The organism is Chryseobacterium nepalense (genome assembly GCF_023195755.1).
Classification (GTDB): Bacteria; Bacteroidota; Bacteroidia; order Flavobacteriales; family Weeksellaceae; genus Chryseobacterium; species Chryseobacterium nepalense.
In genome coordinates, this window is the sequence record NZ_CP096203.1 from 1 (window position 1) to 24,862 (window position 24,862).

The following is a 24,862-nucleotide window of genomic DNA, read 5'->3' on the forward strand; positions in this document are numbered from 1 at the left end:
ATGGATGAAAATTTAATGTTGACATGGCAGAAGTGCCTTCAGTTCATGCGCGATAATCTAAACGCTGCTGAAGATAATTCTGATCTTAAAAAACTTGAAAAATCTTTCGATTTACTGTTTGATAAAGTGCAGCCAATTTCTTTGGTTGACAACAATCTTACATTAATGGTCCCGAGTGATTTTTACAAGGAATATATTGAGGATAATTACCTGTCCTTGCTTTCTGCTGCCCTGAAGAAAAATATAGGAAAAGGTGTAAAATTATGGTATTCGGTAATGGAAAATAAGCCTTCAGGTTTAGAAAAACCGGTTACCATGAATATGAAAGGAAAAACCGTTCCTACCCCTAAAGTTCAGGAAACAATGCCTCAGGGATTTTCATCAAATATCGTCAATCCTTTTGTAGTGCCGGGAATCAAAAAAGTAAATATTGATTCCAACTTAAAATCGGATTTCTCTTTTGATAATTATGTAGAAGGAGAAAGCAATAAATTTGCAGCAACTGTAGCAAGATCTATTGCAAAGAGACCGGGAGCAACAGCTTTCAACCCTTTATTTTTATATGGTGGTTATGGAGTTGGAAAAACCCATCTCGGCCAGGCGGTAGGGCTTGAAGTAAAAAGCCAGTTTCCGGATAAAGTAGTTTTATATCTGTCTTCCGAAAAATTCATTCAGCAGTTTATTTCGGCTGCAAAAGCTCATAAGCAAACGGAATTTGCCAATTTTTACCAGATGGTGGATGTTTTGATTATTGATGATATTCAGTTCCTTTCCGGTAAATCTGCAACGCAGGATAGTTTCTTCCATATTTTCGATTATCTTCATCAGAACGGAAAACAGATTATCCTTACATCTGATAAAGCTCCGGCGGATATTATGGATATTCAGGACAGAATTGTTTCCCGTTTTAAATGGGGACTTTCCGCAGAAATAAAATCCCCGGATTACAGCACCCGTAAACAGATTATCGTTGATAAGTTAAGCAGAGACGGTATCGTCCTTACTGAAGATATGCTCGATTTCTTAGCTTCAGAAGCCAAAACAAACGTAAGAGAGCTTATTGGAGTGATCAATTCTGTAATTGCATATTCTACCATTTATAAGTCAGATTTAAGTCTTGAATTGTTAAAGGATACCATCAATAAGATTGCAGCCAACCAGAAGAAAATCATCAATATTCCGTATATCCAGGAAGTGGTTTGCGATTACTTCGGAATCAAAAGAGAGCAGCTTTTATCCAAGACAAGAAAAAGAGAAATTGCACTGCCAAGACAGCTGGCCATGTATTTTGCGAAAGAGCTTACAAACGCAACCTTTACTAAAATCGGTGAAGAAATGGGTGGAAAAGACCATTCTACGGTAATGTATGCCTGCGAAACGATTAAAGATGTTTCTAAAATTGATAAAGAGGTTAAAAAATACGTTAAGGAATTATCCGAAAGAATTAAGCAATAAAAAAAATCAATGTAGATATTAAAAATGGAGAATAATTTTATTCTTCATTTTTTATTTAGTTTTGTCTGAATTTAATTATTATCAATATTGCCATGAAAATACTGATGGTCTGTCTCGGAAATATTTGCAGAAGTCCTTTAGCAGAAGGAATTATGAAAGCTAAAGCTCCCAAATATTTTTATATAGATTCTGCAGGAACCATTTCACTCCATGAAGGGAAAAATCCCGATAAAAGAGCTATACAAACCGCAATCCGTCACGGAATTGATATTTCCCAACAAAGATCCAGACCCATTACACAAGCGGACTTTGAAAATTTTGATAAAATCTACTGTATGGATGTGGATGTATTGGCAGATGTTGTTTCCAAAGCACGGAATGAAGATCAACGAAAAAAAGTTTCCTTATTTCTGGAAGTGCTCGGCGATCATCAGAATGCTGAAGTTCCGGATCCGTATTGGGGAGATATGAATGAGTTCGAAGAAGTTTTCCAATTACTGGACCGTGGTTGTGAAGCTATTTTAAAACAAATAATTTAGTATGAGAAGGATATTAATCTTACTTTTGCTGAGCTGTAATTTTATTTTCGGACAGACTAAAGATGAAAAGGCTATCAGACAAGTAATGACTGATTTTATGAATTGCATTAAAACGAGGGATGAAGCTAAATTTATTTCTCTTTTTCAGGAACCTGTTCTCTGGACAGGTGTATATACTGATCGGACTTACAGAAAAGTTTTAGAAAAAGATCCCAATGAAAAAAGTTTTTTTACAGATAATTATAAAGCATTTATCAAAAGTTTTAAAAACAATAAATCTGAAGAGCGGTTTGATAATGTTAAAATTATAGAAGACGGATCAATTGCTTCTGCTAATTTTGACTACAGCTTTTGGTACGATGGCAAGATGCTAAATTGGGGAAAAGAAATATGGACACTGATGAAGATCAACGGTCTATGGAAAATAACATCAGTTTCTTTTTCAATGGATATGACAGAATATTACGTACAACCTTCTTTACAAGAGAGACTTAAAAAATAATATAAATGCTTTTCTTACTTCCGGCTTACCTTTCCGAAAATACTTCTATCACGCATTTTTCACCAGTGATAAAAGATTACATCATGCAGACTGATTACTTTTTTGTGGAAAATGAAAAAACCGCAAGAAAAGTGGTGAAATTCTTTGCTCCTGAAAAAAAACAATCGGATCTTAAACTTTTTCTTTTAGATAAATACACGGAAAATGCGGATATCAAAGAAGCACAGGAACTGATGCTGAAAGGTCAGGATTTTGGACTGCTTTCAGAGGCAGGACTTCCGTGTATTGCAGATCCTGGAAATCTCATGGTAAAATGGTGCCACGAAAAGAATATCCGGGTGATTCCTATTTCCGGGCCATCATCAATTATTCTGGCTCTAATTTCCAGCGGATTTAACGGTCAGGAATTTACATTCAACGGATATTTGCCGATTGATAAAAGTGAAAAGAAAAAACAGATTCTGCATCTCGAGACGATGGTTCAGAAGACTGGTTATTCACAGATTTTTATGGAAACGCCTTACAGGAACAATCAACTTTTTGAAGATCTCTGCAAGTTTTTGTCACCGAATACAAAATTATGTATTGCTGCTAATATTAATGATCCGGAGCACGAGTTTATCAAAACCAAAACCATAAAAGAGTGGCAGAAACAGAAACCGGAACTGCATAAAATTCCGGCAGTATTTGTACTGGGGAAATAGAAGCATGAATTATTTTTCTTGATCTCCCGCAGATTTTTTTTAGTGCAAATTTGATCTGCTTAATCTGTAAAATCTGCGGGAGAGAAAATTATAACTTATTAACCATTCTCTTAATTCCATCTAAAATATTCGTTGTTTAAAATTAATCAATAATCCGAGTCTTTTATCTGAAAGTTTCAAATAAGTCTGCAATTGCTTGTAATGAATTTCTTCAATACTTTTTACAGATTTTAATTCTAAAATAATTTTATTTTCCACCAGAATATCGATTCTAAAATTTAAATCAAACTTTTTGTTGAATATACACTTTCCAAAAGGCCTGGTCCAAGACTGTTGTATACATTAAAATACATTTTCTTACTAAGAAGGAAATTTCATTTTCATCCATTTGTATTGTTTTTGCGAATTTAAAAATTTACAAATAATGAATTAGATTACAATCTCATTTAATTTTTTAAAACAGAAACTTGAAATAATTTTATATTTTTAGTCAATGAAAAAAAGTCTTTTAGCTATTGTCTTTTATCCGTTTTTTATGTTTGCCCAGGAAGTTCCGAAACTTACCGATGAGGTGGCCATAAAACTATCTGAAAAGCCACTGCATTGCATCACCCAGGAATATCCCAACAAAACCGCACATATCATCAACAATGAAAGTGAAGTTCCTTTAAGCCCGAAGGTATTGCATCCCAGCTTTTATGGCTGTTTCGACTGGCACAGTTCGGTACACGGACACTGGATGCTGGTTCGTTTATTGAAAACAAAGCCTGGGTTTGCCATAGCAAAAGAAATTGAAAAGACGCTGGATCAGTCATTCAGCAAAGAAAACCTGCAGGTGGAAGCAGATTATTTTACAAAGTATCAGCTTACCGGTACTTTTGAAAGAACCTACGGCTGGGCATGGCTGTTGAAACTTGATGAGGAACTTATGACATGGAATCATCCTAAAGCAAAAATCTGGCATCAGAACCTTAAACCATTAACAGATAAGATTCTGGCAGCCTGGAAAGCCTACCTTCCAAAACAGACTTATCCTAACAGAACAGGTGTTCACCCTAACAGTGCTTTTGCTATGGCTTTCGCGCTGGATTGGGCCAGGTCGGTCGGAGATAAGGAGTTTGAAAATCAGCTGATCGAAAAGGCAAAATATTTTTATTTAAAAGATGAAAAAACACCTGCTTATCTTGAACCTGACGGATCGGATTTCTTTTCTCCGAGCCTCGAAATAGCAGATTTAATGAGAAGAGTTCTGCCTCAGAAAGAATTTGTACAATGGCTGGATACATTTTATGAGAAACGCAGTATCGAAAATATAGAAAAGATTCCTGTTGTAAGCGATTTGTCAGATTATCAGACGGTACATTTGGTAGGATTATCTTTTTCAAAAGCATGGTGTATGAAGGGAATTGCAAAGTCTCTTCCGAACGGTCATCCCCTGAAAAAAGAATTTCAGAGAACAGCCGCATTATTTTTAAATAACGGCCTTCCGCTGCTTTTCCAGGGAAATTACGGAGGCGACCACTGGCTGGCCAGCTTTGCGGTGTATGCTCTTGAAGATTAAAGCCTGGAAGCATGATGCTGGAAGAAGAGGGAAGGTATAGATTATGAGCCTAATTCCATCATCTGGCTCCCATCTTCCATACCTGAAATTCTAATATCTGATTCCTGTTTTTTTAAGAATAAAACTTAGCAGCCATATCGGCCCGACTAAGAGAAACTGTAAGTCTTTCAGAAAAGATGGTTTTTTTCCTTCAATTTTATGACCTACAAACTGGAAAATCCAGGTAACCACAAAAACCGAGAGGTAAACGATCCATGCATTTTCTTTAAACCTAATATTGATTCCGTATGCAAAGCTTTCCATGATTACCATCAGGATAAACATGATGATACTTATAACAACCGAAAGCCGCATGTAAAAAATGGTAACTAAAGCAATTGCTGCAAAACTTACATAACTGATTTCTCCAATGTAGATAAAGCCGATTGACTTTGACGGAATAAGGGAAATAAACCCTAAAATACTCCAGAAAATCAGCGGGACACAAATCCAGTGGATCAGTTTGTTGGTAGAATTCCTGTGGCTTTCACTGTATTCTGCAAAAAGCAAATCAATTTTTCTCATAGCTGTAATTTGGAACACTAAAATAATAAATTTTTGTAATCACTCAGCAGATTGCTTACATTTGTTCTATGTCTGTCTTAGAAAAATTCGGGGTTGAAATTTTTACCCAACATAATATTTTCGAGAGAATTGCTGTCGACAAACCTTTCCGTCCGGAAAATCCTGCGTTTATCTTTATAAAATCAGGAACGATAAAGCTGAAACAGCACTTCCGGGATCTGGAACTTTCGGCGAATATGTTTATGGTTACGGATCCGCAGACGGTCTATGAAATGATCTCTGTAAGCGATGATTTCCAGTCGAGAATGGTTTCCTATAAAAGAGAATTTATCTCAGCATTATCATTAAAATTCAACAGGTTAATTACATATCGGTATTTCAGACAGCAGATGAATATCGGCGTTCCTTTTCATGCCGATGAAATGGAAGTCGTGTGGAAAAGCGTTAATTTCTTAAAATATATCTTGGATTCTGAAACGGAAATGACCTATAAAAAAGAGATTGTGGAACATCTTTTTTCCGTATTCTGCTATCAGATGGCCGGAATTATTTCCAAAGAAGACAGCAGCGCTATGAACCAGATGTCGAGGCAGGAAGAAATTGTTTTTGTTTTTCTGAATGATGTGGCTAAACATCACAATACTGAGCGAAGTGTAGAGTTTTATGCCGCACGGCAGTCGATTACTACCAGACATCTTTCATCGGTTGTTAAGAATGTTACCGGGAAATCCGCCAGTGAGATCATTGCTTTAATTGTTATCAATGAAGCAAAGGTGTTATTGAACTCGTCTAATAAGCCTGTTTCCGAAATTTCTGCACTTCTTGGTTTTAGTGATCAGTATTCTTTTTCTCACTTTTTTAAAAAACATCTGGACGAAAGTCCAACCCGGTATAGAAATCAGTTCGAAAACTGAAATCCTACATTTGAACATCTTTTTCCAAAATTCAAACATTTGTTTGAGTTCGTGGGTGCCATAACTTTGCATTCGTAAAACAAGGTAAAATGGTACAGAATATAAAAACGGTGCTGTCATTAATGATGGCAGTCTTTCCTGCGCTGTTTTTTTCACAGGAAATAAAACAGATGACAGCGAATGAAGTGGCGGAACTTGCTCTTCAGAACCATCAGCAGCTGAAAGTTTCTGCACAGAATATTGATATTGCAAAACAGAATACAAATGTTGTAAAACTTCAGAAACTCCCGAATATCACTGCATCTACAAGTCAATTCTATTTGGGTGACGCCGTAGCAATTGACAAGGATTTCTCAAATTCAACAAATGTTGCCATGCCTCATTATGGAAGCTCGTACGCTGTTCAGGCAACCCAGCTGATCTTTAAAGGAGGATTGGTGAACAAATCTATTGAAATGGCAGGACTTCGCGAGCAGCTTTCCGAGCTTGATCTGGAGAAAAATAAACAGGATGTGAAAATTCTGGTAATTTCCAATTATCTGGATGTCTATAAAATTGTAAACCAGGAGAAAGTTTTTCAGAATAACAAAAAGCTGGCACAGGAAAGGCTTAAAAATATTCAGAAATTCTATCAGCAGGGAATGGTCACCCGTAATGAAGTGATTCGTGGTGAGCTGGCAATTAAAAACCTTGATCAGGGAATTCTTACGTTAGCCAACAATAAAAAAATTCTCAATTATAATTTAAGTGTTGCCCTCGGATTAGCTCCGGATACGGAAATCGTTCCTGTAGAAAGTCTTGAGAACAAAGAATCCGGTATTAGTATTGACTATTATCTGAGTCTTGCTCACGATAACAATCCTTTACTGAAATCGGCACAGACCAACGTAAATGTTGCCGATAAGAATATCGAAATCATTAAAACCGATAAGAAGCCAACCATTTCAGGTTTTGGCGGATATAGTTTGCAAAGACCCATTACGACAAGAAATCCTGTTCTGGATATGTATTCCGGAGGATGGCAAACCGGAATTTCCCTCAGCTATAATATTGATAATCTATATAAGACTAAAGAACGGGTAAAATTGGGAGAGCTTCAGAAAAATCAGGCCAATGATGCGGTAACCCTGACACAGCAGAATGTAGATATGGCCGTTAACGCCGCTTACATCAAATATCAGGAATCCATTCAGCAGACAGAAATTCTTAATGATGCTAAAAAATTAGCAGAAGAAAACTACAAGATTACGGAAGCCAAATATCTGAATCAGCTTGCGGTTCAGGCGGAAATGATCGATGCACAGAATCAGAAATTACAATCGGAATTAGATTATGCCAATGCAGAGATCAATGTACTGTATCAATATTACAATCTGCTGAAATCAACAGGGACATTATAATTTTTTAAGGTAAATAAAACAATGGAAAACAAGGAACAAAATACTCAGAATACAACTTCGGCACCAGTACAGACCAGTGCTGCAGCGAAGAAAAAAGAAAATAAAAAAAATAAACTCCGAGCAATTATCTCCAATATCGTAGTATTTGTGGTCGTTGGTTTCGGATTATTCTGGCTGGTCCGTGAATATTTTCATGTGGGCGATAAAACGTATACGGAAGCAGCTCAGGTGGAAGAGTTTATTAATCCTATCAATACCAGGGTTTCGGCCTATATTAAAGATATTAAATTTATTGAACATCAGCCTGTAAAAAAAGGTGACACTTTGGTTATTCTGGATAACCGCGAGATTCTTACCCAGCTGGGACAGGCGGAAGCTGCCTACCAGAATGCTCTTGCCCAGAGAACGGCAACCAGTTCTTCCGTCAATACAGTATCCAATAATGTCAATGTTATGGAATCCAATATTGCCGGTGCCAAAGCCAGATTATGGAACGCAGAACAGAACCTCAACCGGTATAAAAATCTTCTGACTTCCGAAGCCGTGACCAGACAACAGTACGACCAGGTAAAAACCGAATATGACGCACAGAAAGCAGCTTATGAAACCTTAATCAACCAAAAACAATCTGCAAACCTTTCCACAACTGAGGTGAAAAGTAAACTTGGGATTAATGATGCTGAAATTAAAAGAACAAAAGCAGCTCTCGATATGGCCAAGATCAATCTTTCGTACACCGTAATTATCGCTCCTTATGACGGCGTGATGGGACGAAGAACCATTTCGGAAGGTCAGCTGATACAGCCCGGGCAGCAGGTCGCTACCATTGTATTAAACGGACAGAAATGGGTAACTGCCAATTTTCTGGAAAGTCAGATGCCTGATGTGAAAATCGGCGAAAAAATGATGATGACCGTAGATGCCTTGGGCGGAAAACAGTTTGAAGGTGTGGTAACGGCAATTTCTGCGGCAACCGGATCAAGATATTCCAGCGTGCCGACCGATAATTCCACCGGAAACTTTATTAAAGTTCAGCAGAGAATTCCTGTGAGAATAGAATTTACAGAAGCCAATAAGAAAGCAGATCTCGATAAGCTGAGCGCCGGAATGAATGTGAATTTAGTGAGTAAAAAGTGAGAAGTGAGAAGTGAGAAGTGAGAAGACCAAGTATAGCAGATTGTAAATTCATAAAACTCTTGAGCCTTTATAATTTTACTTCTAACTTCTAACTTCTAACTTCTAACTTCTAACTTTTTAACTTTTCACTTATCCCATAATACAAAATCTATGTACAACAAAGGACTATACAACGACTGGGTTCCCAAGCCACTACAGCTTTTTCTTATCGTATTGCTGCTTGCAGTAGTAATGCCGTTGGGAGGAGTGTATACCGGAAACATCAGCTATCTCGTAAACGGAACCGGTGCGATGACAGAATATTTCATGTGGGCCAATTATGCAACAACCATCGGAATGGGCGCCTGTATGCCGATTGTTCTCAGGATGAAAATGAGATTTAAGGTCCGGGATAAAATGACGGTTTTGCTGGTGCTTTTAGGATTGTTAAGCTACCTGAATTCCACAACCTATGATCCTATGATCTTTGTGTTCAGCTCACTCCTGATCGGGTTTTTAAAAATGATGGTTACGATAGAGCTGTTTCTTCCGCTGATGGCGATGATTGGAAACCGCGGAATGTTTTATGGCGCATTTTATACTTTCGTTCTGGTGCTCAATCAGGTAGCAGCTTACTATGCCGTGGACATTTCTATCCGGTACAACTGGCAACAGTTTTATATCATTGCTGCAGTTGGATGTTTCGTACTGGCGCTGCTGCACTGGATCTTTATGCATGATCGATATTTTGCCTTAAAAGTTCCGCTACATTATATAGACTGGCTGAGTGTTTTGCTTTTTGTGGCAACCTTTATGTTTTCGGCCTATGTTTTTTCGTTCGGGAAACAGCAGGACTGGCTTCATTCAAACAAAATTATCAATGCAGGAATTGCAGCTTTTGCGAGTTTTTCATTGCTTGCGATACGGCAGTTTACTTTAAAAAGACCGTATTTGTCTTTTAAAATTTTCACCAAAAATAATGTTCAGCACGGTCTATTCATGCTTTTTTGCCTGGGCATGTTTTTAGGAACGACTTCGTTACAGAATACTTTTGCAGTAGGGGTACTGGGATATGATCAGCTGACCAATGCGAAACTGAATCTCTTAATGATTCCCGGTTTGATCCTGGCAGGTGTAACGGCTATTTTCTGGTTTAAAAAAGAAATCCCTCTGAAAATGTTCATCTTTTCGGGTTTTGCCGCTATGTTGGGATATGCGATCATTATGTACTTTTCCATGGTGCTGGAGTTCAGCTATAGCTACTGGTATCTTCCCATGTTCCTGAAAGGATATGGAATGGGAGCACTTTTTATTTCCGTATGGTTTTATACGCTGGACAAACTTGAGATGGATGAAATGCTTGCTGCCATTGGTCTGGTGCTGGTCTGGAGAACATTTCTGGCAGTAGGTGTTTTTTCAGCACTGTATTCCTGGTTTCAGTACCGTTTTCAGGTAGTGGCTGTCGGTGATCTGTCGGTATATATGGATGGGATGACCGTATCGCCGCAAAATGTTGCGGGTAACATGAAGCTCATTCAGCTGAATGCCATTATCATTGCTACCAAAAAAATATTCGGATATATCATTCTGGCCGGAATCGGTGTGTTGATCTACGTGTTTACCCATCATTTCGGTAAAGAACGTTTTGTCTCTACGCGTTTTATAAGAATGCTTACGGGTAAATCGGTCATCGCCAGAAGAAGGCTCCGTGAAAGAAAAAAACTTTTAGAAGAAATAAAAGACGCAGCAGGGCCTGCGCTATAACGATACCTTGTTTTTCATTTACTTAGTCAAAGCTTCATTTTATTTATAGAATGGAGCTTTGCATTTTACGGAATTGTCTTAATAGGTTTACGCAAATTGCTATTTTTCAATGCGGTGTTGACCGTACTGTTGAAGGTGCGTTGACCGTACCTTTGAAGGTGTGTTGAACGTACCTTTGAAGATGCGTTGACCGCCCGATCTAAGCAGCGTTGACCGTACGGAGCAAGATGCTTATGTCGAGGCTAACATGATGCTTGTGACGTACGATGCAATCATCTTGATGATACTGCCTTAGTCTTAATATGCAAATTAGCATCAGAATTAATTGCATATTAGCACACTACCTGTTGTGGTTATAAAAGTTTAAACAGACGTATTATAAATATTTTCTTGTGACCATTGCGTTCATAACTTACCTGAACAGCATTCTGAAAATACATCAAAAACAGCTATATTTACAGTCAGAATTAGCATTATGAAAGACCTTATGGGAAAGGCGATCCGGGATTATTACCATCAGGAAAATCCTCAGGATCTGCAGACTGAAACTTCAATCTCCGAACTGGATGAGCTTCCGGTTGCATATCTCTTCCGGGATTTTGAAGAAATGAATGAAATCGAACAGAAAGCTTTGGAACTGTCACGGGGAAAAGTCCTGGATATTGGTGCCGGCGCGGGTTCACATTCATTATATCTTCAGAATGAAAGAAACCTTGACGTAACAGCCCTGGATATTTCTCCCAAATCCATAGAAGTGTGCCGGCTGAGGGGAATAAAAAAAGCTGTAGCTGAAAACATGCTGCAATTCTCCGGTGAAACTTTTGATACGATCCTTTTATTAATGAACGGAACCGGAATTTTCCAAAGCCTTCAGGTGATTGATCTCTATCTTAAAAAACTGCACTCACTTCTGAATGAAAACGGACAGATCCTGATCGACAGTACCGATATTCTCTATATGTTTGACCGTGATGAAGACGGAGGGGTGTATATTCCGGCGGAAGGCTATTATGGTGAACTGGATTATATCGTTCATTACAAAGGAGAATCGGAAGACCCGATCAAATGGCTGTATCTTGATTTTAATACCCTGAAAAATGCTGCTGAAAACAACGGTTTTAAGATCGAAAAATTGCTTAAGGATGAAGATGCTTATCTGGCAAGGCTGACGAAATAAAATATAAGTCATTGCGAGGAGCAAAGCGACGAAGCAATCTCTTAATAATCTTAACCACTTAAATAACCTTAATGTTTCAATTTTTTAACAATTAAGATTCAATTAAGATTTAAGAAAAGTTAATTTTAATAATCAAATAAGTATTAGACATGTCATGGTGAGACTGTCGAAGCATTCAATAAAACAAAAATCCACATGAGTTTTCATGTGGATTCTGTTTATTTAAGAATGATGGATTATCCAATCTCAATCCCGTTTTCAACATTGCTGTCATCCGGAGTTACAAAAGAAAGCTTACCGTCCGGTTTTGTTGTCAATAACAACATTCCCTGCGATTCAATACCCCTGATTTTTCTCGGTGCAAGATTTAACAAGATCATCACTTGCTTTCCGATTACTTCTTCCGGCGTAAAGCTTTCCGCAATCCCTGAAACAACGGTTCTTACGTCAACCCCTGTATCAACAGTCAGCTTTAATAATTTATCTGCTTTTTCCACTTTTTCAGCTTCAAGGATCGTGGCTGTTCTCAGGTCGATTTTTGTAAAATCATCAAAAGTGATCTCTTCTTTCATAGGGTTGGCGTTTGGATTGGTTTTTTTATTATTCTGTTTCGTCTGTTCTAATTTCTGAATCTGGGCTTCGATTACATCATCTTCAATTTTTGAGAAAAGGAGAGATGCTTCGTTGATGGTATGTCCGGTTTCAATTAAAACAGATTTTGTTTCAACATCCTTCCAGCTTTGCTTTTCAACATTAAACATATTCAGTAACTTATCAGAACTGAAAGGCATAAACGGTTCACACAACTGTGCTAAAGCAACGGCGATTTGTGCGCCTACAAATAATGAATGAGCTGCTTTTTCAGGGTTATCCTTAATGGTTTTCCATGGCTCTTCAGTCTGAAGATACTGGTTTCCGAAACGTGCTAAATTCATTAAAGCTGTTAACGAATTTCTGAATTCATAATTTTCCAGGAAGCCTGAAATTTCTTTAGCCGATTTACTGATTTCCTGTAATTCAGGTGCATTAACATCACCTTGCGGAATAACGCCGTCATAATATTTATGAATCAGAACCGCAACCCTGTTGATAAAGTTCCCGAAGATTCCTACCAGCTCAGAATTATTTTTGGTCTGGAAATCTTTCCACGTAAAATTATTATCCTTTGTTTCCGGAGCTGATGAGAGAAGGGCATATCTCAAAACATCCTGTTGTCCGGGAAAATCTTCAACATATTCGTGTGCCCAGACGGCCCAGTTTCTTGAGGTTGAAATTTTGTCATTTTCAAGGTTCAAAAACTCAAATGCCGGTACATTGGCAGGCATGATAAAGTCACCATGCGCCTTCATCATACTTGGGAAAATAATACAGTGAAACACGATATTATCCTTTCCGATAAAATGTACAAGATCAGACGCATCGCTTTGCCAGTAGTCTTTCCAGTCTTTCCCGTTTTTCTCTGCCCATTCTTTGGTGAAAGAAATATACCCGATCGGAGCATCAAACCATACATATAATACTTTGCCTTCTGCACCGGGAAGCGGAACAGGAACGCCCCAGTTGAGGTCGCGGGTCATGGCGCGCGGTTTCAGTCCGTCATTCAGCCATGATTTTACCTGTCCGTAAACGTTTGGTTTCCAGTCGTCTTTATGGCCTTCGATGATCCACTCATTCAGGAAATTTTCATATTCATTCAATGGGAGATACCAGTTTTTTGTTTCTTTCAGGATAGGAACATTTCCGCTCAGCATTGATTTAGGATTAATCAATTCTGAAGGAGAGAGCGTAGAACCGCAACGTTCGCACTGATCACCGTAAGCATTTTCGTTACCGCAATTCGGGCATGTTCCTACAATATAACGATCTGCTAGGAATTCCCCGGCCTGCTCATCAAAATACTGTTCAGACATTTCTTCCGTGAATTTTCCTTTTTCATAAAGAACCTTAAAAAAGTCCTGACTGGTTTCATAATGATTTTTAGAGGTAGTCCTTGAATATTCGTCAAATGAAATTCCTAAATCCGCAAAAGACTTTTTAATGATTTCATGGTATTTGTCAACAATATCCTGAGGAGTGACTCCTTCTTTTTTTGCTCTTATAGTAATAGGGATTCCGTGTTCATCTGAACCACAGATAAACGCTACATCTTTTCCCAATCTTCTCTGAAATCTTGCATATACATCTGCAGGAATATACACACCTGCCAAATGTCCTATATGAACCGGGCCGTTTGCATAAGGCAAGGCTGCCGTAATCATCTTTCTGTTCGACATTTATAGTAAGTTTTAGTCTGCAAAGATAACGAATATCTGCGGAATAGTATAAGGTGTCTTTTTTAAAGTGTTTTATAGTCTATTAATACGATCGGATATTACATTTAGTTAAACTCATGTTTAACTTTTTGTTAATTTTAATGTTGTGCTATGCGATGCATATTTTGTATTAATATATTGATAACTAGTGGATTAATATTAATTCATCGTTTAATTTACATAATTTTAACAAATTTTTTTAAAAATTTAAGATAATTATGTTTTTTTTTTAAATTGCAGCAGGCTCAGGCCGGTATGATGAAAAAAGTAACTATATAAAAAATAATATTGTGAGAAATTTTACAACGGTATTAAAAATTGCACCTGCATTTCTATTGGCAAGTGCAATGATTCATGCACAAACCAGTGACACTGCAACTAAAGAAAAAAAAATTGAAGAAGTAGTGCTCATTGGTTATGGAAAGCAAAAGAAAACTGATCTTACGGGATCGATATCTTCTATTACTTCAAAAGATTTTAACGCAGGTGCTTCAACTGCAGATCAGTTGATTATCGGAAAAACACCGGGAGTACAAATTACCGGAAACAGTGGTGCTCCGGGAGCTGGTTCAACCATTAGAGTACGGGGAGGGTCATCATTTATAAATAATGATCCTTTAATTGTAATTGATGGTGTTCCTATTGATTTCAACAGTTTAAGTGGAGCAACAAATCCATTATCCTTAATTAACCCTAATGATATCGAAACTTTTGATATTCTTAAGGATGCATCTTCTGCAGCCATCTATGGAAACAGGGCTTCAAACGGGGTAATTTTAATTACTACTAAAAAAGGAACAACAGGAAAGTTTAAGGTGAATTTTAATACCAACTTTTCGGTTTCGACGAAAATGGGCAATGTTGATGTTCTGACTGCAGATCAATTCAGAAGTTTTGTAGACGCTTACGGAACTGCTGCACAAAAATCTTATTTAGGTAATGCAGATACAAACTGGCAGGATCAAATTTATCAGCAAGCTTGGGGAACGGATAATAATGTCGCTTTTTCAGGCGGTGTGAAAGGTTTGCCATACAGAGTTTCGTTAGGATATAATGAACAAAACGGGATTGTAAAAACAAATGAATTTAGAAGAACATCTTTAGGATTAAATTTTTCACCTAAATTTTTTGATAATCATTTAACAGTTAATGGTAATTTTAAAGGGACTTTCTCTGAAAACAGGTTTCCTGATGGTGGTGCTATCGGAGCTTCCATTTATTTTGATCCCACACAGCCTGTTTATTCAGGAAATTCTAACTATGGAGGGTATTATGAATGGCTAGATCCTGCTAACACAGCAACAGGACTGAATGTGAACGGAACCAAGAACCCACTTGGTTTATTGTATAGTAAAAGAGATCTTTCTTCGGTATTCAGAATTATTCCAAGTTTGCAGTTGGATTATAAATTCCACTTTTTACCTGATTTACGTTTGAATTTAAATGGATCTTATGATTATGCAAAAAGTGACGGTTCTGTAAATGTCTCTAAAGATTTTGCTCAGGGAATAGGAACGCTGGGATCTTACAGATCGTATTCTCAAGAGATTAAAAGTAAACTATTTGAATCATATTTGAATTATGTAAAAAAAATTCAGGCAATTAATACTACTGTAGATGTAATTGGTGGTTATTCTTATCAGGATACTAATACAATCACTCCGGAGGCGCCCACTTACTATGGAAACGGAAGGAAAACGGATTTCTCGACTCCTGGCGATACAAGAAGAACATTAGTTTCTTTTTATGCAAGAGGTATCTTTACTATTGCAGATAGATACGTTATTAATGGTTCAGTAAGAAGAGACGGATCTTCAACATTCTGGAATGGAAACAGAGATAATGTATGGGGTAATTTCCCGGCTGTTTCGGTTGCCTGGAAAGTTAATGAAGAAAGCTTTTTGAGAGATATTTCAACAATTAATTCATTAAAGGTTAGAGCAGGTTGGGGTAAAACCGGACAGCAGGAAACGGGAACTTTCTATCCCGCCTTTGGTTCTTATTCTTACAGTAACAGTAGTACTGCACAATATCAGTTTGGGAATAATTTTTATACACTATTACGACCTGATGTTTATAATCCCAATCTTGTCTGGGAAACCACAACTACAAAAAATTTAGGATTAGACTTTGCCATCTTCAATAACAGAATCAGCGGTTCTTTTGACTATTTTGATAAAAAATCAGAAAATCTTATTTCCAAAGTACCTACTTGGGCAGGCGATCTAAGTAATTTCAATGTTAAAAATGTCGGAATTATTGCAAACAAAGGTTTTGAAGTAAATTTAAATATAGTTCCTGTCAGGAAAGATAATATAACCTGGGATGTTAATCTTAATGCAACCAGATTTAATCCAAAAGTGACAAGTTTATCTCAATATGTAGATGAATCATATAAAATTGTTGCGGGGAGTATTTCAGGAATTAATAACTATATTCAGGCTATAACAGTGGGCCAACCCTTAAATGCATTTTATGTGTATCAACAGGTTTATGACAATAATGGGAAACCGTTGGAAGGTATTTATGTAGACCGAAATGGCGATGGGAAATCTACTGAAGATGATAAATATTTTTATAAATCTCCAAATCCTGATGTAATATTAGGTTTTTCTACAAAAGTTAGTGTTAAAAAATGGGAATTTAGTACTGCTTTGAGAGCGGTTTTAGGAAATTATGTTTACAACAATTCGGCTTCTAACAGCTCCATTGCAAATATTCAGGCAAACAACTTTTTAAGTAATACGAATGTGAGCGTTCTAAATACTCAGTTTGCAACAACACAACTTTTCTCTGATATGTTTATTGAAGATGCTTCGTTTTTAAGAATGGATAATTTCTCAATTGCTTACAATGTAGGAGAATTTATGGGCAAAGGAACGAATTTAAGAGTAAATGCAATGGCACAAAACGTATTTGTCATTACGAAATATAAAGGAATAGATCCTGAAGTTTTCGGAGGTGTTGATAACGGATTTTATCAAAGACCTAAAGTGTATTCAGTTGGCTTTAACTTTCAATTTTAATTTATCATGAACAATAAATATTTATATAAAAAGATTATTTTAGGATCTATTACATTAGGAACTCTGTTTTTCACAGGTTCATGTACACAAGATCTTGAAAGAGAACCTACCTTAGGATTAACTTCTTCTGTGTTATACAAAGATTTTAGTAATTATAAACCAGCTTTGGCTAAAATTTATGCCGGTCTTGCAATCGGGGGACAGGGAGACCAGAATAATGGTGATGCAAATACTGATATTGGAGGTATTGATGGAGGGTTTTCAAACTATCTTCGTCAGATGTACAGTATGCAGGTTTTAACTACTGATGAAGCAGTTATAGCATGGGCAGACGCTGGTCTTCCGGAAATGCATAGCATGACTTGGAACGCTTCCAATCCTTTTGTGGCTGCAATTTATTATAGAATATTCAATGTAATTGCTGTGAGTAATGAATTTATTAAGAATACCACAGACGAAAAACTTTCTTCAAATGGTATTGCAGGTAATGATCTTACAGAAGCAAAATATATGCGTGCCGAAGCTCGTTTTTTAAGAGCACAATCATATTATCACGCATTGGATCTATTTGGAAATGTCCCTTATGTAACAGAAACTACCGATATTATTAATACACCGCCTCCAAGAATTGTGAGAGCAGAGTTATTCAAATATGTAGAATCAGAACTCTTAGCATGTGCTAATGAATTAAAAGATGCCAGAACAAATGAATATGGCAGGGCGGATAAAGCCGCAGCATGGGCATTATTAGCAAGATTATATCTTAATGCTCAGGTGTATACAGGTACTGCAAGATATACAGACTGTATTACTTATTGTAATAAAGTTATCAGTGCAGGATATGCATTAAAAACAAACTACGCATCACTATTTATGGCTGATAACAATGTAAGCAATCCTGAAGTTATTCTATCTGTAAATTATGATGGTACAAGTACCAGAACGTATGGAGGATCAACCTTCATGGTGCATGCTGCAGTTGGAGGGTCAATGCCTGCTTCGCAGTTTGGAATCAACGGAGGATGGGGTGGTTTAAGAACAACAAAGGCATTTGTTAATTTGTTCACTCCCAATGATCAAAGAGGTAACTTTTATACCAGCGGACAGAATTTAGAAATAAATAATGTAAGTACGTTTACAGATGGATACGCATTCATAAAGTATAAAAATATTAAATTCTCAAACGGAGCTCCTGGTTCAGATGCTTCCGGTGATTTTGTAGATGCAGATATTCCTTTATACCGTTTAGCAGATATATATTTAATGTATGGTGAGGCAGTTGCAAGAGGGGGCTCCGGTGGTAGTACAGCTACGGCCTTGGGTTATGTGAATGCTTTGAGAACAAGAGCAGGGGCAAATACAGTTGGATCTATTAACACAGATTTCTTTTTGGATGAAAGAGCCAGAGAATTATCGTGGGAAGCAACTAGAAGAACAGATTTAATCCGTTACGGCAAGTTTACGTCTTCATCATATTTATGGCCATGGAAAGGAGGGGTGAAAGATGGAAAAGCAGTTGAGGATTATAGAAATCTATTTCCAATTCCTGCAAATGATATCGTGGCAAATCCTAATTTGATTCAAAATCCTGGATACTAATATTAAACACTTTAAAAATGAAAAATATATTTAAATTTTTAGTTTTTGGGCTGATTGCAGTTATGCTTTTTTCATGTGAGAAAGATGAGGATCAGGCTGTTTTGCAAAAACCTTCTGCATCTACCCTTAAAGCAGATAAAGCTACTTTAGTTTTAATAAAAGATAATGCATCTCAAACAGGTATTACATTCGATTGGACGAATCCTGATTATAGTGTTGCAGTAGCACAAAAAAATCAGCTCCAGATTGCAGTTAAAGGAACAAACTTTGCAACGCCAAAAAATGTTGATTTGGTAGACGGAACAAAAAAAGTTTCTTATACCGTTGCTGAATTTAATAATGTATTATTGGACGCAGGATTAGCACCTGGTGTTGCCACTGATATAGAAGTGAGATTATCTTCAAAGCTGGGAAGTTTTGATGCTGTCAAGTCTAATGTTGTTACTATTAAAGTGACACCTTATATTACGGAGTACCCATCTTTCTACATTGTTGGTGATGCTTCAGCTGTAGGATGGAATGCGGGAGGATCTCAAATGCTTTATAAGAAAGATAATTTGTCAACTATTTACACTTATCTGGAGAATGGTAAGTACTTTAGATTTTTAGGACAGCAGGATTGGAATGGACTGAATTATAGCCTTGATGTTGCAGGAATGAATGCCGGAAACAGGTATTTTAAAACATGGTCTACTAATTTATCGCCTTCAACCCCAGAAAATATGCAATTTACGGGTGCTTCCGGAATGTATAAAATCGTTATAGATGCAGACGCTACTGTAAAGTCAATTACTGTTTCAGCTTCGCCGATCAATAATTGGAATCCTGCTAATTTGTATCTTGTAGGAACAGTGAACGGATGGAATTCCGGAACAGCTATTCCAATGACAAATTTAGGAAACGGGAAATTTGAGCATACTATCGCTCTTCCGGCTGCTTCAGAATTTAAATTTTTAGGGCAGCAAAGCTGGGGAGATCTTGACTGGGGAAATATTTCTGCTGATGGAAATACCGGTTATTTGGGTCCGAAAGGAAGTAATGGAAATATTAAATTTGACGGAACAGGAGGTAGTTATAAGATTTCTGTAGATATAAAATTAGGTACTTATAAAATACAGCCTTTGTAGGGTGAAATTATATTAAATTTACATAGCAAAGTGTTGCTGAAAAGCAGCACTTTCTTTATTTTTAAAAGTTTATAAATAATCATTATGAAGAAAATTACAGTGGGAGCGTTATTGTTCTCAACAATGTTTGTTGGTATTAATGCCCAATCCTTACAATCTCCTGACGGGAAGTTTGAAATGAACTTCCAGCTGAAGCAGGGAATTCCGTATTACAATCTGAAATACAATGGCAGTGTAGTGGTGGAGGATTCTAAATTGGGGCTGAGATTATTTAAAGATACCGCCATTAAATTTGCCTCGGAGATTGCTAAACCCGAAGATGCCAAATTTGACCTCAATAACGGCTTTACCAAAACAGAAGAAAAAAAGGATTCTAAAAATGAAACCTGGCAGCCTGTGTTGGGAGAGAAAAAAAATTATGTCAATCAATACAATGAACTGGCGGTAACCCTTCATCAGGACGCTACAGATAGAAATATTGTGGTTAAGTTCAGGCTGTTCAATGACGGATTAGGATTTCGGTATGAATTTCCACAACAGAAAAACTTGAATTATTTTGTGATCCGTGAAGAAGACTCGGAAATTGATTTTCCAACGGATATGAAAGCATGGTGGATTGCAGCGGATTATGACTCCCAGGAATACCAGCCGCAGACAACAAAAATCTCTGAAATTCCGGTGAGATGGCCGAATTCATTCGACAGTAATGCGTCGCAGCAAATGGTGCCAAATGCCGTTCAGTCGCCTTTAATGCTGAAAAAAGAAGGTAAAGATCCTTTGTACGTAAATGTTGGAGAGGCAGCGGTGTTAAATTATCCTGCTTCACATCTTGAAGTAGATCCGGTTAATTTTAAATTTAAAACACACTTAACTCCCGACAGACAGGGTGCAAAAGGATATATCCAAACCTCTTCCGTTTCCCCGTGGAGAACAATCATCGTTTCCCCGAAAGCTGAAGAAGTTTTAGCATCTAAAATGATGTTTAACCTGAATGAACCTACAAAATATACCGATACTTCATACATTCACCCTACAAAATACATGGGCGTCTGGTGGGAAATGATCATCGGGAAGTCACAGTGGGCATATTCCACAGCTGAAAACGTTCATATCGGAGTGACGGATTTTTCCAAATTAACACCTAACGGAAAACATGCCGCGAATAATACGAAGGTAAAAGAATACATCGATTTTGCGGCAGCCAACGGTTTTGGCGGATTACTTATCGAAGGATGGAATGCCGGCTGGGAAGATTGGTTTGGACACTCAAAAGAATTTGTTTTCGATTTCATCACACCTTATCCTGATTTTGATATCAAAATGCTGAATGAATATGCACATTCAAAAGGAATAAAGCTTATCATGCACCATGAAACTTCAGGTTCGGCCACGAACTATGAAAGATGGGCAGACAAAGCCTTCAAATTAATGAATGACTATGGTTATGATGCCGTGAAAACAGGTTATGTAGGAGACATCATACCAAGAGGTGAACATCATTATTCCCAGTGGACGATCAATCATTTCTATAGAATTGCAGAAAAAGCGAATGAATATAAAATCATGGTGAATTCTCACGAATCGGTAAGACCCGGAGGAGAGAGCAGAACGTACCCGAACTGGATCTCCGCAGAAGCAGCAAGAGGAACAGAATTTGAAGCCTTTGCAGGAAATAATCCGGATCACCAGACAATTCTTCCGTTCACGAGATGGATGGGAGGACCAATGGACTATACACCGGGAATTTTCCAGACGAAACTGGATTATTATTTCCCGGGAGACAATCGTTTTGTAAAAACAACGCTGGTAAAACAGCTCGCTTTGTATGTGGTGATGTACATGCCGCTTCAGATGGCTGCAGATTTACCGGAGAATTACCAGAAACACATGGATGCTTTCCAGTTTATTAAAGATGTCGCTGCAGACTGGGATGATACGAAGATTTTATCGGCAGAGCCGGGAGATTATATCATCACGGCCAGAAAAGCAAAGGGCACAGAAAACTGGTTCGTAGGAGGAATCACCGACGAAAACAAACGTGAATACACGGTAGATTTTTCATTTTTAGATAAAGGAAAAAAATACGAAGCCACGATTTATGAAGATGGGAAAGATGCGGATTACATCAACAATCCACAGAGTTACAATATCTACAAAAAACAGATCACAAGTAAGTCTAAAATCAATTTTAAAATGGTGAGAAGTGGCGGTTTCGCAATCTCTATCAAGCCTGTAAAATAATTTTAAATAATTAAAACCTTACAGATTATTCTGTAGGGTTTTTTTAACACAAACTCCTATGATAAAAAGAATTATAAATCCCATTCAAATGCCGTTTTGGTGGCAGGATTTTCTGTTTACTATTCCCAGAATAGTGTGTGGATATTTACTGACTAGCGACTTTGGAGCTGCAAAATTTGGCTTGCCATGGTCTCCGGAAGATAACAATTTGAAATTTTTTGAGGTAGCTTTCTGGTTTCCAAATGATGTTTCTGAATACGGAGGAATTTTTGCAATGTTTCCCGCATTCTTTGCGTGGATGGGAGCATTCAGTGAAGGAGTGGGAGGAATTTTTTTATTATTGGGACTGTTTACCAGACCTTTCGCAGTTCTTATTTTCATTACCATGTTCGTAGCTGCATTTTTTCAGCAGGCCAATCAGGGTGTCTGGAATATGTTGCCGGCAATGGGAATTATGTGGTTGAGCTTATTTTATATCATTTTAGGCTCAGGAAGATTGGGATTAGATTATCTAATTGCTAAAAAAATGAGCAGATGAATAAAATAGTACTTCTTATAATCTCTTGTTTTATAGTGAGTGGCTGCGTTCAGAAGGCATATAAGCAGACTGTAATTTACACCCTCAAAGTTCCCGCCCAGACAGAAGTTAAATCCATTGGGATAAGAGGAAACGATAAACCCTTGAGCTGGGAGCAGGATACCAGACTCGAAAAAATAAATGGCGATAATGTATATCAGGCGAAAGTCACCTATTTAACGGGTTATAAATTCACGGAAGTAAAATTTACATTGAATGGAGAATATGAACTTCAAAATATGCCGAATCGGAGGGTGGAATTTAAAAATTCGGGGATAACATATTACAATGCAGTTTTTAATCAGCCAGTAAAATAATATTTAAAATCACTCATGTAATTTTTAATAAATAATTATGTATCAGAAATTTATATATACAGCTTCACTTTTTGCTTCATCTTTATTTTTTTCACAAATTCAAAAAGTAGAACCTGCTTTTTGGTGGAAAGGGATGAAAAACTCTGAACTTCAGATTTTGGTTTATGGAAAAAACATTGCCAATGATCAGATTGAGCTTTCAGACGGAGTTCAGATTAAGGATATTCAAAAGGTTGAAAATCCGAACTATGTATTTGTAACAGTAAATACTGCTGAAATAAACGTTCCGAAATTCAATATTAATATTAAGAAAGGAAAAAAGAACATCAGTACCTACACTTATGAACTAAAACAAAGACAGTCTAATTCCGCAACAAGGGAATCCTTTACCTCGAAAGATGTAATGTACCTGATTATGCCCGACCGTTTTGCCAACGGTGATGAGAAAAACGATTCGAATCCTCAACTAACGGAAAAAGCAAACCGAAGTCTTCCCGGCGGACGCCATGGCGGAGATTTGCGAGGAATCATCAATAACCTCGACTATATTCAAAACCTGGGAGCAACGGCAGTATGGCTCACCCCTGTGAATGAAGACAACGAAAAAGTGTATTCTTACCATGGTTATGCACAAACCGATTTATATAAAATCGATGCAAGATATGGCACCAATGAAGAATATCGAGAACTTTCACAAAAATTAAATAAAAGGAATATGAAACTGGTGATGGATTACGTCACTAATCATTGGGGAGTTTCGCATTGGATGATCAAAGATTTGCCGACAAAGGATTGGATTCACTGGTTTGAAGATGGTGAAAACGGATTTAAACGGTCCAATTACAAAACGACTACCCAGTTTGATACCAATGCTTCTGATATTGACAAAAAAATTGCTCTCGACGGCTGGTTCGATACCACAATGCCGGACATCAATCAAAAGAATCCGTTGGTTCTGAAGTATCTCACACAAAACGCAATCTGGTGGATAGAATACGCCGAACTGGGAGGTTTTCGTGTAGATACCTATCCTTACAATGATAAAGAAGCCATGGCCAAATGGGCAAAAGCCATTACCGATGAATATCCCAATTTTAATATCGTAGGAGAGACATGGCTAAGTACGGCTGGTCATATTTCAGCATGGCAAAAAAATTCTAAAACAGGTGAGGCCGCAAATTACAATTCATATCTCCCGTCTGTTATGGATTTTATGCTGTATGGAGATCTGCCGAAAGCACTTAAAGAAAAAGACGGCTGGGACAGCGGCATGAACAGGATTTACAATACCTTATCCAGCGATTTTCTTTATCCTGACATCAACAATGTAATGATTTTCTTTGAAAATCACGATACCGAAAGATGGAACGAAATATTTAACGAGGATCCGAAAGCATATCAGTTGGGATTAACCCTGCTTTCAACCGTTCGCGGAATTCCGCAGATTTATTACGGTTCGGAAGTAGGAATGAGGGGTGACAAAAACAAAGGCGGTGATGCAGATATTAGAAGAGACTTTCCCGGCGGCTGGAAGTCTGATAAGCAAAATGCATTTAATCCTTCGTCGCAGACGCCCGGGCAAAAAGAATTTTATCAGTTTACTCAAAAGCTCCTAAACTGGAGAAAAGGAAAAGAAGTCATCCATACCGGAAAAACCAAAAATTTCGTTCCGCAGAATAATGTTTTTGTATATTTTAGATACAATGAAAAAGAAAGTGTGATGGTTATTTTAAATAATAATGAAACAGAGCAGACATTGGATTTGAAGCATTTTGCTGAATCATTAAAAGGATTTTCAAAAGGAAAAGATATCATCTCCGACAAAGACTTTTCATTGCAAAACAACTTAGTCATACCCGCTAAAACATCTATGATTATTGAATTAAAGTAACTTAAAAATATATTCATTCACTTTGCTGAGTGAAACGCCTTTGCGAACGAAAATATTAAGTAAAATTACAAAAATT

General features: G+C 37.3%; 20 protein-coding genes. 17 read left to right on the plus strand and 3 right to left on the minus strand.

The window, feature by feature from the left end:
* The 4 genes from dnaA to M0D58_RS00020 all read left to right on the plus strand — a co-directional run bounded on the left by dnaA (position 1) and on the right by M0D58_RS00020 (position 3,200).
* Positions 1-1,455 (plus strand): chromosomal replication initiator protein DnaA, encoded by a 1,455-nt coding sequence (gene dnaA, locus M0D58_RS00005; RefSeq protein WP_248392431.1) that lies wholly within the window; start codon positions 1-3, stop codon positions 1,453-1,455.
* A gap of 92 nt (positions 1,456-1,547) precedes the next feature.
* Positions 1,548-1,994, plus strand: a complete 447-nt coding sequence (locus M0D58_RS00010) for a low molecular weight protein-tyrosine-phosphatase (protein ID WP_248392433.1) — start codon at positions 1,548-1,550, stop codon at positions 1,992-1,994.
* 1 nt (position 1,995) lies between these two features.
* Complete coding sequence (locus tag M0D58_RS00015) at positions 1,996-2,496, plus strand: nuclear transport factor 2 family protein (protein ID WP_248392435.1); 501 nt, start codon at positions 1,996-1,998, stop codon at positions 2,494-2,496.
* A gap of 5 nt (positions 2,497-2,501) precedes the next feature.
* The gene (locus M0D58_RS00020; RefSeq protein ID WP_248392437.1) at positions 2,502-3,200 is read left to right on the plus strand and encodes an SAM-dependent methyltransferase; all 699 of its coding nucleotides are present in this window, start codon (positions 2,502-2,504) and stop codon (positions 3,198-3,200) included.
* 120 nt (positions 3,201-3,320) lie between these two features.
* Here M0D58_RS00020 and M0D58_RS18130 read toward each other — a convergent pair whose 3' ends face one another.
* Entirely contained in the window at positions 3,321-3,458 is a 138-nt protein-coding gene (locus M0D58_RS18130; protein WP_345892704.1) for a GxxExxY protein, read from the minus strand.
* Positions 3,459-3,693: 235 nt separating this feature from the next.
* On the opposite strand from M0D58_RS18130, the gene M0D58_RS00030 reads away from it, so the two are divergent.
* Complete coding sequence (locus M0D58_RS00030; RefSeq protein WP_248392439.1) at positions 3,694-4,761, plus strand: DUF2891 domain-containing protein; 1,068 nt, start codon at positions 3,694-3,696, stop codon at positions 4,759-4,761.
* Positions 4,762-4,851: 90 nt separating this feature from the next.
* Here the strand turns inward: M0D58_RS00030 and M0D58_RS00035 are convergent, their stop codons facing one another.
* Positions 4,852-5,325, minus strand: a complete 474-nt coding sequence (locus M0D58_RS00035; RefSeq protein ID WP_248392440.1) for an Mpo1 family 2-hydroxy fatty acid dioxygenase — start codon at positions 5,323-5,325, stop codon at positions 4,852-4,854.
* A gap of 68 nt (positions 5,326-5,393) precedes the next feature.
* Here M0D58_RS00035 and M0D58_RS00040 point away from each other — a divergent pair, with 68 nt between their 5' ends.
* The 5 genes from M0D58_RS00040 (at position 5,394) to M0D58_RS00060 (ending at position 11,696) form a co-directional block, all read left to right on the plus strand.
* Positions 5,394-6,239, plus strand: coding sequence for a helix-turn-helix domain-containing protein (locus tag M0D58_RS00040; protein ID WP_248392441.1), 846 nt, complete (start codon positions 5,394-5,396; stop codon positions 6,237-6,239).
* Positions 6,240-6,328: 89 nt separating this feature from the next.
* A complete protein-coding gene (locus M0D58_RS00045) occupies positions 6,329-7,639 on the plus strand; it encodes a TolC family protein (RefSeq protein WP_248392442.1) in 1,311 nt (436 codons plus the stop codon).
* 21 nt (positions 7,640-7,660) lie between these two features.
* Positions 7,661-8,776 (plus strand): HlyD family secretion protein, encoded by a 1,116-nt coding sequence (locus M0D58_RS00050; protein WP_248392443.1) that lies wholly within the window; start codon positions 7,661-7,663, stop codon positions 8,774-8,776.
* Between the two features lie 150 nt (positions 8,777-8,926).
* Positions 8,927-10,519, plus strand: coding sequence for an MFS transporter (locus tag M0D58_RS00055; protein WP_248392444.1), 1,593 nt, complete (start codon positions 8,927-8,929; stop codon positions 10,517-10,519).
* A gap of 475 nt (positions 10,520-10,994) precedes the next feature.
* Positions 10,995-11,696: a class I SAM-dependent methyltransferase gene (locus M0D58_RS00060; protein ID WP_248392445.1), complete on the plus strand. Its 702-nt coding sequence runs from the start codon at positions 10,995-10,997 to the stop codon at positions 11,694-11,696.
* A 236-nt stretch (positions 11,697-11,932) separates the two neighbouring features.
* Here the strand turns inward: M0D58_RS00060 and metG are convergent, their stop codons facing one another.
* Complete coding sequence (metG, locus tag M0D58_RS00065; protein WP_248392446.1) at positions 11,933-13,969, minus strand: methionine--tRNA ligase; 2,037 nt, start codon at positions 13,967-13,969, stop codon at positions 11,933-11,935.
* Between the two features lie 329 nt (positions 13,970-14,298).
* Here metG and M0D58_RS00070 point away from each other — a divergent pair, with 329 nt between their 5' ends.
* The 7 genes from M0D58_RS00070 to M0D58_RS00100 all read left to right on the plus strand — a co-directional run bounded on the left by M0D58_RS00070 (position 14,299) and on the right by M0D58_RS00100 (position 24,786).
* Positions 14,299-17,034 (plus strand): SusC/RagA family TonB-linked outer membrane protein, encoded by a 2,736-nt coding sequence (locus M0D58_RS00070; protein WP_248392447.1) that lies wholly within the window; start codon positions 14,299-14,301, stop codon positions 17,032-17,034.
* 6 nt (positions 17,035-17,040) lie between these two features.
* Entirely contained in the window at positions 17,041-18,633 is a 1,593-nt protein-coding gene (locus tag M0D58_RS00075; RefSeq protein WP_248392448.1) for a RagB/SusD family nutrient uptake outer membrane protein, read from the plus strand.
* A gap of 17 nt (positions 18,634-18,650) precedes the next feature.
* Positions 18,651-19,760 carry a SusE domain-containing protein gene (locus tag M0D58_RS00080; RefSeq protein ID WP_248392449.1) on the plus strand — a complete coding sequence of 370 codons (1,110 nt, stop codon included), beginning with the start codon at positions 18,651-18,653 and terminating at the stop codon, positions 19,758-19,760.
* Positions 19,761-19,844: 84 nt separating this feature from the next.
* Positions 19,845-22,001 carry a glycoside hydrolase family 97 protein gene (locus M0D58_RS00085; protein ID WP_248392450.1) on the plus strand — a complete coding sequence of 719 codons (2,157 nt, stop codon included), beginning with the start codon at positions 19,845-19,847 and terminating at the stop codon, positions 21,999-22,001.
* A gap of 58 nt (positions 22,002-22,059) precedes the next feature.
* The gene (locus M0D58_RS00090; protein WP_248392451.1) at positions 22,060-22,539 is read left to right on the plus strand and encodes a DoxX family protein; all 480 of its coding nucleotides are present in this window, start codon (positions 22,060-22,062) and stop codon (positions 22,537-22,539) included.
* Positions 22,536-22,895, plus strand: a complete 360-nt coding sequence (locus M0D58_RS00095) for a hypothetical protein (RefSeq protein WP_248392452.1) — start codon at positions 22,536-22,538, stop codon at positions 22,893-22,895. Before M0D58_RS00090 ends, M0D58_RS00095 begins: the two co-directional genes overlap by 4 nt.
* Before the next feature lie 37 nt (positions 22,896-22,932).
* Positions 22,933-24,786: a glycoside hydrolase family 13 protein gene (locus tag M0D58_RS00100; protein WP_248392453.1), complete on the plus strand. Its 1,854-nt coding sequence runs from the start codon at positions 22,933-22,935 to the stop codon at positions 24,784-24,786.
* The last annotated feature ends 76 nt before the right edge of the window (positions 24,787-24,862 follow it).